The sequence below is a fragment of the Pseudocitrobacter sp. 2023LY-00077 genome, from assembly GCF_055796175.1.
Window position 1 is genome coordinate 312,755 of the sequence record NZ_JBSPEI010000001.1, and the last position, 14,638, is coordinate 327,392.

The following is a 14,638-nucleotide window of genomic DNA, read 5'->3' on the forward strand; positions in this document are numbered from 1 at the left end:
CGCGTTTTTTCTTGATGTTGCACGATTGTGCATGACATTATCGTTTTTGTCATTCACCTGAGGAATAAAAATGCACAATAACACGCCACACCTTCGCAACGTTCAGGAACAGCTTCTTTCCGATAACTGGTACGTACTGAAAAAATATACCTTCGATATACAGCGCCGCGACGGCAGCTGGCAGACGCAAAATCGCGAGGTCTATGACCGGGGCAATGGCGCCACAATTCTGCTCTATAACCGCGAGAAAAAAAGCGTGGTGCTGACCCGACAGTTTCGCTTCCCGGTTTCGGTGAACGGCCATTCAGGTTTGTTGATCGAGGCGGCGGCGGGTTTGCTGGATCAAGCGTCGCCGGAAGCGCGGATTATGGCGGAGGCCGAAGAAGAAACCGGTTTTAAAGTGAGCCACCTGGAAAAAGTTTTTGAAGCCTATATGAGCCCCGGCTCGGTCACGGAGAAACTCTACTTTTTCATCGCGGAATATAGCGAGCGCGACCGTACCGGTGACGGCGGTGGGCTGGAGGAAGAGGGCGAAGACATTGAGGTGCTGGAATGGCCCTTTGAACAGGCGCTGGCGGCGATTACGCGCGGTGAAATTGTGGACGGGAAAACCATCATGCTGTTGCAGCATCTGGCGCTGAAGGATGTCTTTCACGAAATACGGGGCTGAATCGAGGTTTTAGACACTCTGGCAGGCGGGATGCGGAAATCCTGCCTATAAAAGAGTCTTTCATGCAGACTTCCGGGTGACCTATGTTAATTGACTGGCCGTGTCGTCGTGCGCTGCCTAACTACGCGCTCTATGGCGCAGAGGCCGGGCAGTCGTCGCTGGATATGGTGCATTATGAGCGCATTCCCTCACGCGCCAGCCGCTTTGGTTTTGATATCGAGCCCCATTTCCACGATGTTCTGATTCAGACGCTGTATGTTACGCACGGCAGCGGCGAAGCTACCATTGACGGCGAGGTCTGGGCCTTTCACGCACCGTGCCTGGTCGTCGTTCCCGCTCGCGCAGTACACGGATTTCGTTTTCGCGACGATGTTGATGGTCATGTCATCACCACGGCGCAGTCGGCAATCGAATCGGTCGCGCTGACTGCCGCCCCGGATTTACTGGACTTTGTGCGTACACCCGCGATGCTGACCGTCGACGTCGCTCATCGACGCGGAGTGCGTCTTGAAACGCTCTTTGACGCGATTGGCCGGGAAGCGGAGAACAGCGAGCGCTGGCAATACACCGCCGGGCTGGCGCTGACCATTGCGCTGTTTGTGCAGATCGCGCGTTTGAGTGAAAAAGCGGAGCTGGCGGGCAATCCTGCAAGGGCGGCGCTGGTCGCCAGGATTGAACGTTTTCGTACTTTACTGGATGAACGTTGTCGACAGCGGCAACCCGTGGCTCATTATGCGGCGGCAATGGGAATTTCCACCGGGCAACTGACGCGAATCTGTCGCGAAGCCTTTGGTATTTCGGCGATTGAAGCCATCGATCGGCGTGCGGTGCACGAAGCGCGGCGTCTGCTGGTCTACTCCTCGTTTAGCGTCAAGCAAATCTCGGCGGAATTAGGATTTCGTGATGAAGCCTATTTTGGCCGCTTCTTCCGCAAGCAAACCGGCCTGCGGCCCACGGAGTATCGCCTGCAAGAGCAGGGGCGGTTATCGCAGAGAAAACCGGCTTCCATCAAGAAAGCCGGTCTGGCTGATTAACGCAGCTTCACAAACAAATGCGCGGGCCCGGAGTTGGTCAGATTATTGCCACGAACGTACTCGATAGGCTGCGCGGGATCGAGCGCAATAGCTGAGACTTTACGCGCCACCAGTCGGGTGGCGATCAGCGTTTCAAGCTTCGCCAGCGGCTGGCCGAGACACTTATGCATCCCGTTGCCAAAACCCAAATGACCGGTGGTATCACGGTCGATATTAAACGTATCGCCGGCCGCAAATTTACGGCTGTCGCGATTGGCGGACGAGAGCAACAATCGCACCACCGCGCCTTTGGGCAACTCAACGCCAGCCACAGTGGTGGCTTCGGTGGTCATGCGGCTGACGCGTTGCACCGTCCCGCGATAGCGCGCCACCTCCTCGACAAATTTATCCGCATCCGCTTCGTTTTCGCGAATACGCTGCACCAGATGCGGATGTTCCGCGAACATGCGAAAGGCATTCGCAACCAGAATGGTAGTGGTGTCGTGCCCGGCAATAAAGACGAAGGCGCACAGCTCTTTAGCCTCTTTCTCACTGAGTAACCCCTCCTTCCACATGCGGGCGATATGTCCCCCAATCGACTGGCTATTACTGAGGTAAAGTCGCTCCATGGCCTCTTTCAGATAGGCAAAAAAGGCCATCGCGCTTTGTTCATCGGTGCCGGTGCCGGGGGCGTTACGCGCCAGGCGACCGAAGTAGCTGAAGGTTTCGTCCGACCAGAACTTCATCTTTTCTTCGTCTTCATTCGGCACATCGATCATCGCTGAGATGGTGGCGATGCTGAGCGGAATGGCAAACTCTTCCACCACATCGCCACCGCCTTTGGCGATCAACGCATCGATTAATACCTCCGCGCGGCGCTCGATCTCGGCGGCAAACGGCTCAATGGCCAGCGGCATAAAGGAGGGCTGAGCAATCTTACGCAGGCGCGTATGATCGGGCGCATCATACAGCGTCAGAAAAGTGAGCGGCGGCGGGCTGACCACTTCTGATGAGAAGAGTTTCGGGTTGCGAATGGCCTGCCAGACATCATCGTAGCGCGACAGGAACCAGACATCCGAGGTGGCAGACTGGCAGCGCAACACCGGGGCATGCTCGCGCATCCAGCGATAATGTTCGTATGGATCGCCCTGCGAACCGTCGTCCACCACTTTGAAGGGTTGCAGTTCTTGTGGCCAGCTCAGCTCATGAGAGTAGGGCGGCTGTTCAGCCATTGCTGCGAACGGGCAGCGTGCGGGCTCCGGTTGCGGGGCGGGCGCTAAGGCAGCAGACGCGGATTTCTTGCCCAGCGCGCGGCTCATGGTCGCTTTGGAATGAAGGGCGTGTTGGGCGATCACTTCACGCGCGGCGTTGATGTCACCATACTCAAACGCGCTAACCAGATCACGATGTTGCTGAACAATATCGCCCACGATTTCAATGTCATCCCGCAGTGCCCGACCAATGTAGTCCTGTACCGCGAGTTGCTTATAGAGGGTAATCAGCGGCGCGTTTCCTGATGCTTCAATCAGGAACAGGTGAAATGCATGATTGGCCTGCGCGTAGCGCGTGACATCGCTAAAGCGCTTACCGACAACAAACGGTGCGGTCGCATCGGCCAGCCGGCGGAATTCAAGCAACTGTGTGCCTGATAAGCGCCCCAGGGTGAGCTGTACCGCACCCAGCTCCAGCGCCAGACGCAGATCAAACGTGTCATCGACGTCCTCCGGAGCAATGTGTTCTTCCCCCGTCTGCACCACCTGCCCGGCCCCGGCAAACTTCTCATAGTAGAAGTTACGCGGCTTAACGCCTTCCGCAGCCAGCCAGTCGCGCACGGCTTCCACCATCGGCGGCGGCCCGCAGAGATAAATATCGACATCGCCGCCGTTAAGCTGCGAGGCAGTAATATGTTGCGTGACGTAGCCTTTGTGTGGCGACGAACTTTCAGGGCTGGCGACCGTGCAAAGATAGCTAAAATTCGGCAGGCGACGGGCGTAATCCTCAAGCCGTGCCAGTTCAACCCGATCCTCGTCGTGGGTGACGCCGAAGATCAACTGGATCGGCTGCGTGATATCACCTTCTTCAGCGATCTTATCCAACATGGACAAAAACGGCGCGAGCCCCGTGCCGCCCGCGAGGAATAAAAGCGGGCGTTCGATGGGACGCAGGTAGAAACTGCCCATCGGCCCGCGAAAGGTAATGGCGTCGCCGGGTTTGGCCTGCTCGCGAAGATAGCTGGACATTAAGCCCTGCGGAACATTGCGGATCAGGAAGGACACTTCGTTTGCCGAAGGGCCTGAGCTAAATGAGTAGGAGCGCGTTTGTGTGCTGCCAGGTACCTGTACATTGACATACTGACCCGGCAGGAAGCGGAGAGCACTGCGGTTTTCCAGCTCCGCCGAGAAAGTAATTGCAGTGGGGGAGAGCGCTTCGCAGGCGGTGATACGCCCGGTAAAAGCCGTGCTGCTGATACCCGCCGCATCAGACGTAGCGGCAATCTGCACCACGCAGTCGCTGGATGGCCGCATCTGGCAGGTCAGCACGTGTCCGGCTTTCGCTTCATCGTCGGAGAGTGCGTCTGGCACATAATCGCCGAGCGCAAACTGACCCGATTCACAGGTGGCTTTGCAGGTGCCGCATACGCCGTCGCGACAGTCGAGTGGAATAGCAATTTTTGCACGCAGCGCCGCATCGGCGACAGACTCACCGGTAAGACATTGAATAAAATGCGTCGCGCCGTCTTCAAAGCGTAGGGTGACCTGATGGCTCATTGTTTTTATCCTCGGGTAGCAGGTGATTCCAGCCTCTGGCGGACTGGTATGAAACTCGAGGCTCCATATCATGCCGGAAGCCCTTTTCAGTCAACGGACAGAAATGACGTAAAACAGGACAAACCGTGCATTAGGCGGAGTTGGTGAGCGGGGGCACATTTTGGGAAGAGAGGCGAAAAACAGGCATTAAAAAACCCGCAAACTCAGAGAGAATGCGGGTTCTTAAGGGGTACTGAACGTTTAAAAACGTATCAGAAAATCTTTTTGGTCGGCACGAGAGGATTTGAACCTCCGACCCCCGACACCCCATGACGGTGCGCTACCAGGCTGCGCTACGTGCCGACACGTGGAGGCAATAGTACCCTTTTCGTTGCTGATTGCAAGTCAGCGAATGCGCGATTGATGCATAAGTAATCAATCAGTTAGCGATGAATCGTTTTTCCTCAGTCAGTACCTGCAGCAGCAGGCTCAGCTGTGGTTTTTGCTCGCGTTCTTTCTCGCCGTCGCTGTTCCACGTCTGGTAATGACCATTGTGGTCAAGCACAACGGTAAAGCGCGGGGTCGTAATCGCCAGCGTACTGTTATCCGCAGCGGTTACCCAAACGTGGCGACGCGTGGCGCTGAAGAGATCCTGCCCCTGCGAGTATTCATTTGCTGGCGTACTGACGTGCAACAGACGCTGCATCAGGGTGGTCATCACGTCTTTATGCTCGGTCAGGGCGTCGATACGCTGCGCCGGGGTGCCCGGCCAGTGGACGACCAATGGTACCTGTAGACGCGCGCGTGACCAGTCGAACTGCTCGCGTTCATCGCCCAGCGGCACGCCGTGACCTGCGGTAATAATCACCACCGTGCTATCCAGTTTGCCAGAATCACGCAGCGCGCTCAGCACGCGGTTAATCTGTGTATCGACATCGGCGGCGGCGGCAGCATAGCGGCGGGTGAAGCCTTGCTGTTGACTGTCGTCGAGGTTGGTACCGTTAAAGGATACCCATGAGAACCAACGGTTTTCTTCCTGCGCGTAGCGGCCCAGCCAGTTAATCCACTGATTTGCCGTCTGCGCGTCGTTTTGCGATTTACTTGGCGGCAGTGAGAAGTCCGAAAGCAGCGCCTGACGGTAAACCGGGCTGTTGAAGCCATCGGATGAGAACAGACCCAGCTGATAACCCTGCTGGTTCAGCGCGGTTATCAGCGCCGCCGGAATACGCGCCGAGAGCACGCCATCCATATAAGCGGGTGAAATGCCGTAGAACAGGCCAAAGGTGCCGTTGTCTGCGGTATTGCCCGAGCTCATATGCTGGGTAAAGTTGACGTTTTCACCGGCGAACTGGGCCAGAGAAGGCATCTGTTTTTCGAAGCGTGAATAGTTCAGGCCATCGACGGTGATCAGCAGGACGTTTTGCCCCGCGCCCATATCACGGTAGCGCAGTTCGCTCAGCGGATACTGCACCGATACCGCTTCCGGATCGCCTTGCTCAACCAGACGACGCTGGTAATCCTGTGCATCCAGCAAGCCGTGTTTTTCCAGGAAGCGGCGCGCGGTCATTGGATAAGAGAGCGGCAGATTCGCTTTCTGCATGGTAATCGGGCGATAGAAGTTGGCATCCGCCCAGATGTACATCACATGCGAGCTGATAAAGGCCACAAAAAAGAGCCAGGCGACGGGGCGGAAGTAGCGGCGTCGGCGCATCAGGCTGCGCAGCTTTTGCCAGCTCCAGGTGGCGAACAGCATTTCGATAAGCAATATCACCGGCACGCTGATAAACATCAGCTGCCAGTCGCGGGCCATTTCGTTTTGGTCCGGGTTGATAACCAGCTCCCATACCACCGGGTTAAGGTGCAGGTGGAAGCGGGTGAAAACTTCGGTATCGATAAGCAGCAGCGTCATTCCGGCTGTCGCCAGAATCGCGGACAGGAACCGCATTAAGCGCTGCGAGCCGACGATAAACGTCAGCGGAAAGAGAATCAGCAGATAGGCGGCGAACACCAGAAAGCTGAAATGCCCGACAAGGCTCAGGTACGAGTAAACGCGACCGGTAAGCGTTGTCGGCCAGTCGGCAACAAAAAGATAGCGGCTGCCGAGCACCATGGCCAACAACATGTTGAACATAGCAAACCAGTGCCCCCAGCTAACCATCTGGGAGACTTTTTCTCGGTAGGGCTGACGATGAGTCACCATAAACTGTTGTGTGTATCCCTTAGTGCGCCGGGTCGTCGTTAATAGAAGACTGTAACGCCTGAGCAAACGAGCGGGCGATAGCCTGGCGCTGAGCCGGGGCGACGCTGCTGTTAATCAGGTTCGTCACCATGTTCCCCAGAACCATCAAAGAGAGGTCTGTTGGAGTCTTGTGTTGTTCCAGTACGTTGACCAGTTCACTGAGCAGTTGTTCAACGTGTTCATCACTGTAGCGGGATTGTTGTGGCATAAATCAAATCTGTCTATATATGGAAGGGCAATATATTACCGTAGCACCAGCATTTTTTCCGCATTTTTTCGCCTTAAACGTCATCCTTTCCTCATGGACGAAAGGATTAGGCGTTGGAAGAAAGAGCAAGTTGCACAGCAGCCTAAGGGGTGATTGAATACACCCGATCTAAAAGGAGAGTTTAACATGAGTCTGGATATCGACCAGATTGCGCTGCACCAGCTTATCAAACGCGATGAGCAGACGCTTGAACTGGTACTGCGTGATTCGCTGCTGGAGCCCACTGCGCCCGTCGAAGAGATGATGGCGGAACTGCATCGGGTCTACAGCGCTAAAAATAAGGCCTACGGGCTGTTTAACGAAGAAAGCGAGCTGGCGCAGGCCTTGCGTCTGCAGCGCCAGGGTGAAGAAGATTTTCTGGCGTTCAGCCGGGCGGCGACCGGTCGTCTGCGCGATGAGCTGGCAAAATATCCGTTTGCGGACGGCGGCATCGTGCTGTTTTGCCATTATCGCTATCTGGCGGTGGAATACCTGCTGGTGGCTGTGCTGAATAATCTCAGCAGCATGCGTGTAAATGAACAGCTGGATATCAGCTCTACGCACTATCTCGATATCAATCATGCGGATATCGTGGCGCGTATTGATTTAACCGAGTGGGAAACCAACCCGGAATCGACCCGTTACCTGACGTTCCTGAAAGGGCGAGTAGGGCGTAAAGTCGCGGATTTCTTTATGGATTTCCTCGGTGCCAGCGAAGGGTTGAATGCCAAAGTGCAAAACCGCGGCCTGTTGCAGGCGCTGGATGATTTCTCCGCCGAAGCACAGCTCGATAAAAACGAGCGTCAGACCGTGCGTAAGCAGGTTTACGACTACTGCAACGAGCAGTTGCAGGCGGGCGAAGAGATTGAACTGGAATCCCTTTCCAAAGAGATTTCCGGCGTTAGCGAAGTGAGCTTTAGCGAGTTTACGGCAGAAAAAGGCTATGAACTGGAAGAGAGCTTCCCGGCGGACCGCAGTACTTTGCGTCAGCTGACGAAGTTTGCCGGTAGCGGTGGCGGGTTGACGATTAACTTCGACTCTCTGCTGCTGGGCGAGCGCATTTTCTGGGATCCGGCAACGGATACGCTGACCATTAAAGGCACGCCGCCGAACCTGCGCGATCAGCTTCAGCGTCGCGTTGGCGGTAAATAAACGCTGCCCACAAAAAAGCCCCGCAAGCGGGGCTTTTTCACAACTTGTCAGCGATTACGCGCGAACGAAGTCGATGTGAGACAGTTTTGGCTTGAACGGGTGACGCTGAACAGCCTGAACTTTCACTTTTTCTTCTTTGCCATCGATTACGATGGTAACAACTTCTGCGTAAAACTCAGCTTTGTCCTGCATGTTCCACAGTTTGTCGTGATCCAGTTCGATTGCAACCGGAGCAGCTTCGCCACCATAGATGATAGCCGGGAACTTGTTAGCTGCGCGCAGGCGGCGGCTCGCACCCTTACCCTGCTCTTTACGTGCTTCTGCATTGATAGTAAACATTTAAATCTCTCTTAATTATTCCTGCTACAGGCGACCCAGCAGCAGGCAAATGATCTGCTTCACGGATGTGAAAGCGGGCGGCATTTTATACTTAAATGCGCGTCGTATCAATCAAAAGGACGCTTATCCGCGCAATTCATTGGCGCGACGGAAGCGGCCTTCGTAGTCGAAAACCTTCTCGCGCATCTGCCAGAACTGCCCCTTTTTACGGGCTACCACAAAATCGGGATGACGCAACAGCGCCTGCTGGGCAAGAATATCGGCGGGTGTTATCCAGCGCAGCGGCACGCCGGGCGTGCGGGTATGCGGGCGAATAAAGAGTTGTTCAAAGGCGGTTCGCTGCGCCGGTGTATGCAGACGGAAGCGCTCACTGACATCGGCACCGTCTTCATCGTAGTAGGTGATTTTCAGCCACGCGCCTTTGTCATCCGCGCCGTCCTGAAGTACCATGCCGCTACAGCGCAGCACCAGCGCATCTTTTAACTTCAGCGCCGCTTTCAGCATATCGTCCGGGTCGACCAGCACCGTGTCGCACTCCCGACAGCGGCGGGCGGCGATATCGTTTTCCGCATTACACTGTGGGCAGTTTTTGAAGCGGAAGCGGTAGTAGCACTGTTCCCGGTGCCCTTCGTCATCTTCCAGCCAGCCCTGACAGCGACGGCCAAAGTGTTCAATCAGCGTGCCGTCAGCGGTGGTTTTGCCCCAGAAGGTATTGGCAAAGCCGCAGCCGGGGCAGAAAACCTGGACCGGTACGTTGTCACTTTTGCCTTTTGGCGCGCCGACTTCCGGCGCGTAAAGGTCGTGAGGATTTCCGGCGTAGTCCAGAATCAGGCAGTCCTTTTTTCCCGGCGACAGGCGCAGGCCGCGTCCGACAATCTGTTGGTAAAGACTCACTGATTCGGTTGGCCGCAGGATCGCGATAAGATCGACATGCGGAGCGTCAAAGCCGGTGGTTAATACCGATACGTTCACCAGATAGCGAAACTTCTGCGCTTTGAAGGCATCGATGAGTTCATCACGCATCGGGCCGGGCGTTTCGCCGGTAATCAGCGCCGCATCGTTGACTGGCAGCAGGCCGGTAATTTCGCGCGCGTGCTCAACGGTGGCGGCGAAAATCATCACCCCTTTGCGGTCCTGAGCAAACTCTTCAATCTGGCTGATAATGTGCGGCGTAATGCGTTTTTGCTGCTTCAGTTCGCGATTAAGATCCGCTTCGCTGAACAGCCCGTTGCTGTTAGCCTGCAGGCGGCTGAAATCGTACTGTACCACCGGCATATCAAGCTGCTCGGGTGGCGTCAGATAGCCGTGTTTGATCATATAGCGCAGCGGCAGTTCATAAATACAATCACGGAAAAGCGCTTTTTCGTCGCCGCGTACCATACCGTGATAGTGGAACTGATAAATCCAGCCTTTTCCCAGGCGGAATGGCGTGGCGGTCAGCCCTAACAGGCGTACCGTTGGGTTTACGCTCTTCAGGTGGGCGAGGATTTGCTGATACTGGCTGTCGTCGTCATCGCTGATGCGGTGGCACTCATCGACGATCAACAGCGAAAATTCACTCTTGAAATGGTCGAGATTACGCGCGACGGACTGCACGCTGCCAAACACCACTTTGCCGTGGCTCTCTTTTTTCTTCAGACCCGCCGCGTAAATATCGGCCTCAAGACCCAGTGCACAATATTTGGCGTGGTTCTGTGCGACCAGTTCCTTAACATGGGCAAGTACTAACACACGCCCGCGCGCCAGCCTTGCCAGTTCGGCAATCACCAGGCTTTTGCCCGCGCCGGTGGGCAGCACAATTACGGCAGGGTGCTGATGGCGGCGAAAGTGGTTAAGAGTGGCGTCGACGGCTTCCTGCTGATAGGGGCGAAGTGTAAAAGTCATGGGGCTCGTTTATTGGTTTTGCTCGCGATTAGTATGCCACGAATCTTTTCTCTTGAGTGGTATAACAACCCCGTTATACTTGATCATTGTTGTTACTCCATTTTTCGGGCGCGTTGCCCGACACCCGGCATCATACAGGCTAAAAATTTTCATGCGACTTGATAAGTTTATCGCTCAGCAACTCGGCGTCAGCCGTGCTATTGCCGGGCGTCAAATCCGCGGCAACCACATCACCGTGGATGGCGAAATTGTGCGAGATACGGCGTTTAAACTGCTTCCTGAACATGAGGTGGCTTACGAGGGCAACCCTCTGGCCCAGCAGCACGGCCCGCGCTACTTTATGCTCAACAAACCGGAAGGGTATGTCTGCTCAACCGACGACCCGGATCATCCTACCGTGCTCTATTTCCTTGATGAACCCGTAGCGCACAAACTGCATGCTGCCGGTCGTCTGGATATCGACACCACCGGTCTGGTGCTGATGACCGATGACGGCCAGTGGTCGCATCGCATCACTTCACCGCGTCACCACTGCGAAAAAACCTATCTCGTGACCCTGGAAAACCCGGTCAGCGACGATACCGCGGAGCAGTTCGCCAAAGGCGTTCAGCTGCACAACGAGAAAGATCTTACCAAACCGGCGGTGCTGGAAGTGATTACCCCGACGCAGGTTCGACTGACCATCAGCGAAGGCCGCTATCACCAGGTGAAACGTATGTTCGCCGCCGTGGGCAACCACGTGGTGGGGCTGCATCGCGAACGTATCGGTGAGATTGCGCTCGACGACGACCTTGAGCCGGGCGAATACCGTCCGTTAACCGAAGAAGAAATCGCCAGCGTCGGCCTGTCGCCGCGCTAACATTGAGGTAACTTGTGACATCCAGGCAGCCTTCGTCATTCAATATCGTGTTTATCCTTGGCCTGCTGGCCATGCTGATGCCGCTTTCTATTGATATGTATCTTCCGGCGCTGCCGGTTATTTCACAACAGTTTGGCGTACCGGCCGGTAGCGCGCAGATGACCCTCAGCACCTATATTCTGGGGTTTGCTGTCGGCCAGTTGCTCTACGGGCCGATGGCCGATAGCCTTGGTCGCAAGCCGGTTATCCTTGGCGGCACGCTGATTTTTGCGGTTGCCGCCATTGCCTGCGCGCTGTCAAAAAGCATCGATCAGCTCATTGTGATGCGCTTCTTCCACGGCCTGGCGGCTGCGGCGGCGAGCGTGGTGATTAACGCCCTGATGCGCGATATTTATCCTAAAGAAGAGTTCTCAAGGATGATGTCGTTTGTCATGCTGGTCACGACGATTGCGCCGCTGGTGGCACCAATGGTCGGTGGGGCAGTGCTGGTTTGGTTTAGCTGGCGGGCGATCTTCTGGATACTGGCGGTGGCTGCACTGTTGGCGTCGCTGGCTATCTGGTTCTTTATCGCGGAAACGCTGCCCGTTGAAAAGCGGCAGAAGTTTCATATGCGCACGGTGCTGGGCAACTTCGCATCGCTGTTCCGCCATAAACGCGTGCTCTCTTACATGCTGGCGAGCGGTTTTAGCTTTGCTGCGATGTTCTCGTTTTTGAGCGCCGGGCCGTTTGTTTATATTGAGCTTAACCATGTTTCGCCCCAGCATTTTGGCTACTACTTCGCGCTGAATATCGTTTTCCTGTTCATCATGACCACCATCAACAGCCGCATTGTGCGTCGGGTCGGGGCGTTAAATATGTTTCGCGCCGGGTTGTTTGTGCAGTTTGCCATGGCGGTGTGGATGGTGGCGTGCGCACTGCTGGACGTTGGATTCTGGTCGCTGGTGTTGGGCATTGCGGTATTTGTCGGCTGCGTGTCGATGGTCTCCTCAAATGCGATGGCGGTTATTCTCGACGAGTTCCCGCATATGGCAGGTACGGCGTCGTCGCTTGCCGGAACCTTCCGTTTCGGGATTGGCGCTATCATTGGCGCGCTGCTGTCGCTGGCAACCTTCAATTCCGCCTGGCCGATGATCCTCTCCATTGGGCTGTGTGCAAGCTGCTCGCTCTTTTTCCTGCTCTACGCCAGCCGTCGGCGAAAGTGCGCGTAGTACAAACATTTTGATAAAGGGGCGATTTTTCGCCCCTTTTTTTTGATGCATATCAACCGAAGTACTATTCATGGTACTTATGTATGTTTCTTTTATGTAAAATCTAATAATGTAAAAAGTCACATTGTTGTAGATAAAAAGGTTGTGTTAGATCACAGAAACGGGTACATATAGCGCCGAAAAGCATCACCCAATTCGCTTGTCGCGACAAAAATAATCACTCAGTCAATGAACAAGCCGTAAGTTGCAGGCGTTTTTTCTGGATGCAGGACGATTTGTCAACAATGTGTTAATATGGATGTAAAATAATTGTGAAGTAAATTGCTTCCGGGGAAAAGAACGTGACCACATTACAGCTTTCAATAGTACATCGACTGCCGCAGGACTATCGCTGGGCGGCGGGTTTTGCAGGTTCAAGAGTTGAACCGATTCCGCAAAGTGGCGATAGCAACGAAAATGCGCTGGTGGCCCTTAAGCTGCTGAGCCCGGACGGTGATAATGCCTGGCCGGTGATGCATACCTTAAGCCAGGCGTTGTCAGATATCTCGCTGGAAAGCTCCGTACTCGAGTGTGAAGGGGAGCCGTGCCTGTTTGTTAAACGCCAGGACGAGTGTGCCGCAACCTGTCGTCTGAAAAATTTTGGCGTGGCGATTGCCGAAACGTTCTCCGGCAATAATCCGTTCTGACCGTCAGCTCAGCGTAATGAGCTGGCGGGTGTAATCCTGCTCTGGTGCAGCGAAAACGCGCTGGCACTCACCTTGTTCGACAACTTTTCCCTGTCGCAGCACAATCACCTGATGGCACAGCGAACGTACCACGTGCAGGTCGTGGCTGATAAAGATATAAGCCAGCCGGTACTTCTTCTGCAATCCCTTCAATAATGCCAGTATCTGCGCCTGAACGGTGCGATCGAGCGATGACGTGGGTTCATCAAGAATTATCAATTCGGGTTTCAGGATCAGCGCCCGCGCGATGGCGATACGCTGACGTTGACCGCCGGAAAATTCCGCCGGATAGCGTTGACGCGTGTCGGGATCTAACCCCACTTCCTGCATGGCCTGAATCACGCGTTGCTCGCGATCGATTGCCGACAATGCCGGGTGGTGTACCCGTAAACCTTCTTCAATGATTTGCAGCGCGTTCAGACGCGGGTTAAGCGACGAGTTCGGATCCTGGAAGACCACCTGAATGCGATGGCGCAGCGGCAGGAGCTGCTCACGGCTGCGGCCCTGTAGCATTTCTCCGGCAAACTGAATCTCGCCTTTGGAGGCAATAAGCCGCAGTAGCGCCAGCCCGGTGGTGCTCTTACCTGAACCCGATTCCCCAACCAGCCCCAGCGTTTCGCCCGCGCGCAGGGTAAAGCTTACGTTGTTCACCACGCGATTGTTATCGACAATGCGGCGCAGGACGCCTTTACGAATCGGAAATTCGACGCTGAGATCGTTCACCGTCAGCAACGTGGCGGCATCCGCCGGTAAAGGAACCGGAGAGCCCGACGGCTCGCTGTCGAGCAGCTTGCGGGTATACGGGTGAACCGGCGCGGCAAACAGCGCCTGAGCGCTATTCTGCTCAACGCAGCGGCCCTGCTGCATGACCGCCACCCGGTCAGCCAGCTTGCGTACAATGCTCAGGTTATGGGTGATAAACAGCAGCCCCATATTTAACTCGCGTTTTAGCTCGCGCAGCAGGGTGAGAATTTGTGCCTGAACCGACACATCCAGCGCGGTGGTGGGTTCATCGGCAATCAACAGGTCAGGGCGCGTCAGCAATGCCATCGCAATCATCACGCGTTGACGTTCGCCGCCGGAAAGCTGATGCGGATAATCCGCCAGCCGTTTAGCGGCATTACGGATGCCAACTCTGTCCAGACAATCTAACATTTCTGCCCGCGCGGGCTCTTTGCGCATTCCCCGGTGCAGGGAGAGCACTTCGTAAAGCTGTTTTTCCAGCGTATGCAACGGGTTCAGTGAAACCATCGGCTCCTGAAAAATCATCGCAATACGGTTGCCGCGCACACCACGCAGCGTCTGTTCGCTGGCATGAAGTAGAGATTGCCCCTGAAAACGGATATCGCCGCCAGGATAGCTCACCGGCGGCTGCGGCAGCAGGCGCAAAACGGAGAGCGCGCTGACGCTTTTTCCCGAGCCCGATTCCCCAACCAGCGCCAGCGTTTCGCCTGCGTCTATCTGTAAAGAGAGTTCGCTGACTACCGTGCGCGTGACGCCCTGATTGCGAAAGGCGATGGAAAGATTGTCTATTTCAAGGAGAGGATGACCCATC

At 55.4% G+C, this 14,638-nt stretch carries 12 protein-coding genes, 1 tRNA gene and 1 pseudogene; 6 read left to right on the forward strand and 8 right to left on the reverse strand.

The features are described from left to right. Nucleotides 1–70 precede the first annotated feature (70 nt). A complete protein-coding gene (locus tag ACWWFX_RS01470) occupies nt 71–670 on the forward strand; it encodes an NUDIX domain-containing protein (RefSeq protein ID WP_276219796.1) in 600 nt (199 codons plus the stop codon). An 83-nt stretch (nt 671–753) separates the two neighbouring features. Beyond that, on the forward strand, nt 754–1,704 hold the full coding sequence (locus ACWWFX_RS01475; protein WP_473223026.1) for a helix-turn-helix domain-containing protein: 951 nt from the start codon (nt 754–756) through the stop codon (nt 1,702–1,704). Here the strand turns inward: ACWWFX_RS01475 and ACWWFX_RS01480 are convergent. The 5 genes and pseudogenes from ACWWFX_RS01480 to ACWWFX_RS01500 form a co-directional block, all read right to left on the reverse strand. Beyond that, nucleotides 1,701–3,440: a cytochrome P450 gene (locus tag ACWWFX_RS01480; RefSeq protein ID WP_473223137.1), complete on the reverse strand. Its 1,740-nt coding sequence runs from the start codon at nt 3,438–3,440 to the stop codon at nt 1,701–1,703. The genes ACWWFX_RS01475 and ACWWFX_RS01480 overlap by 4 nt on opposite strands. Before the next feature lie 15 nt (nt 3,441–3,455). Then, a pseudogene (benC, locus tag ACWWFX_RS01485) lies at nt 3,456–4,451 on the reverse strand (benzoate 1,2-dioxygenase electron transfer component BenC); the annotation flags it as partial. A gap of 265 nt (nt 4,452–4,716) precedes the next feature. Continuing rightward, nucleotides 4,717–4,793: transfer RNA gene (locus ACWWFX_RS01490), tRNA-Pro, on the reverse strand. Nucleotides 4,794–4,869: 76 nt separating this feature from the next. Beyond that, nucleotides 4,870–6,630, reverse strand: a complete 1,761-nt coding sequence (gene yejM / locus ACWWFX_RS01495) for an LPS biosynthesis-modulating metalloenzyme YejM (RefSeq protein WP_276219798.1) — start codon at nt 6,628–6,630, stop codon at nt 4,870–4,872. 19 nt (nt 6,631–6,649) lie between these two features. Continuing rightward, nucleotides 6,650–6,877: a YejL family protein gene (locus ACWWFX_RS01500; protein WP_108473632.1), complete on the reverse strand. Its 228-nt coding sequence runs from the start codon at nt 6,875–6,877 to the stop codon at nt 6,650–6,652. A gap of 186 nt (nt 6,878–7,063) precedes the next feature. On the opposite strand from ACWWFX_RS01500, the gene yejK reads away from it, so the two are divergent. Beyond that, complete coding sequence (gene yejK, locus ACWWFX_RS01505) at nt 7,064–8,068, forward strand: nucleoid-associated protein YejK (RefSeq protein WP_015963704.1); 1,005 nt, start codon at nt 7,064–7,066, stop codon at nt 8,066–8,068. Between the two features lie 54 nt (nt 8,069–8,122). Here yejK and rplY read toward each other — a convergent pair whose 3' ends face one another. After that, the gene (rplY, locus tag ACWWFX_RS01510; protein WP_276219799.1) at nt 8,123–8,407 is read right to left on the reverse strand and encodes a 50S ribosomal protein L25; all 285 of its coding nucleotides are present in this window, start codon (nt 8,405–8,407) and stop codon (nt 8,123–8,125) included. Nucleotides 8,408–8,530: 123 nt separating this feature from the next. Continuing rightward, a complete protein-coding gene (gene radD / locus ACWWFX_RS01515; protein ID WP_473223027.1) occupies nt 8,531–10,291 on the reverse strand; it encodes a DNA repair helicase RadD in 1,761 nt (586 codons plus the stop codon). Nucleotides 10,292–10,442: 151 nt separating this feature from the next. Between radD and rsuA the strand changes: the two genes are divergently transcribed. The 3 genes from rsuA (at nt 10,443) to ACWWFX_RS01530 (ending at nt 13,044) form a co-directional block, all read left to right on the forward strand. Next, a complete protein-coding gene (gene rsuA, locus ACWWFX_RS01520) occupies nt 10,443–11,150 on the forward strand; it encodes a 16S rRNA pseudouridine(516) synthase RsuA (RefSeq protein WP_473223028.1) in 708 nt (235 codons plus the stop codon). Nucleotides 11,151–11,164: 14 nt separating this feature from the next. Next, nucleotides 11,165–12,358 carry a Bcr/CflA family multidrug efflux MFS transporter gene (locus ACWWFX_RS01525; RefSeq protein ID WP_473223029.1) on the forward strand — a complete coding sequence of 398 codons (1,194 nt, stop codon included), beginning with the start codon at nt 11,165–11,167 and terminating at the stop codon, nt 12,356–12,358. A 341-nt stretch (nt 12,359–12,699) separates the two neighbouring features. Further along, nucleotides 12,700–13,044: a YejG family protein gene (locus ACWWFX_RS01530; protein WP_015963709.1), complete on the forward strand. Its 345-nt coding sequence runs from the start codon at nt 12,700–12,702 to the stop codon at nt 13,042–13,044. A gap of 3 nt (nt 13,045–13,047) precedes the next feature. On the opposite strand, the gene yejF is transcribed toward ACWWFX_RS01530, so the two are convergent. After that, nucleotides 13,048–14,637: a microcin C ABC transporter ATP-binding protein YejF gene (gene yejF, locus ACWWFX_RS01535; protein ID WP_473223030.1), complete on the reverse strand. Its 1,590-nt coding sequence runs from the start codon at nt 14,635–14,637 to the stop codon at nt 13,048–13,050. Between the last annotated feature and the right edge of the window lies 1 nt (nt 14,638).

Bases quoted from the DNA above. Each gene is read 5' to 3' on its own strand.
- radD (WP_473223027.1), bottom strand. From the start codon at position 10,291: ATGACTTTTACACTTCGCCCCTATCAGCAGGAAGCCGTCGACGCCACT.
- rsuA (WP_473223028.1), top strand. From the start codon at position 10,443: ATGCGACTTGATAAGTTTATCGCTCAGCAACTCGGCGTCAGCCGTGCT.
- ACWWFX_RS01475 (WP_473223026.1), top strand. From the start codon at position 754: ATGTTAATTGACTGGCCGTGTCGTCGTGCGCTGCCTAACTACGCGCTC.
- rplY (WP_276219799.1), bottom strand. From the start codon at position 8,407: ATGTTTACTATCAATGCAGAAGCACGTAAAGAGCAGGGTAAGGGTGCG.
- yejF (WP_473223030.1), bottom strand. From the start codon at position 14,637: ATGGGTCATCCTCTCCTTGAAATAGACAATCTTTCCATCGCCTTTCGC.
- yejM (WP_276219798.1), bottom strand. From the start codon at position 6,630: ATGGTGACTCATCGTCAGCCCTACCGAGAAAAAGTCTCCCAGATGGTT.
- yejK (WP_015963704.1), top strand. From the start codon at position 7,064: ATGAGTCTGGATATCGACCAGATTGCGCTGCACCAGCTTATCAAACGC.
- ACWWFX_RS01500 (WP_108473632.1), bottom strand. From the start codon at position 6,877: ATGCCACAACAATCCCGCTACAGTGATGAACACGTTGAACAACTGCTC.
- ACWWFX_RS01470 (WP_276219796.1), top strand. From the start codon at position 71: ATGCACAATAACACGCCACACCTTCGCAACGTTCAGGAACAGCTTCTT.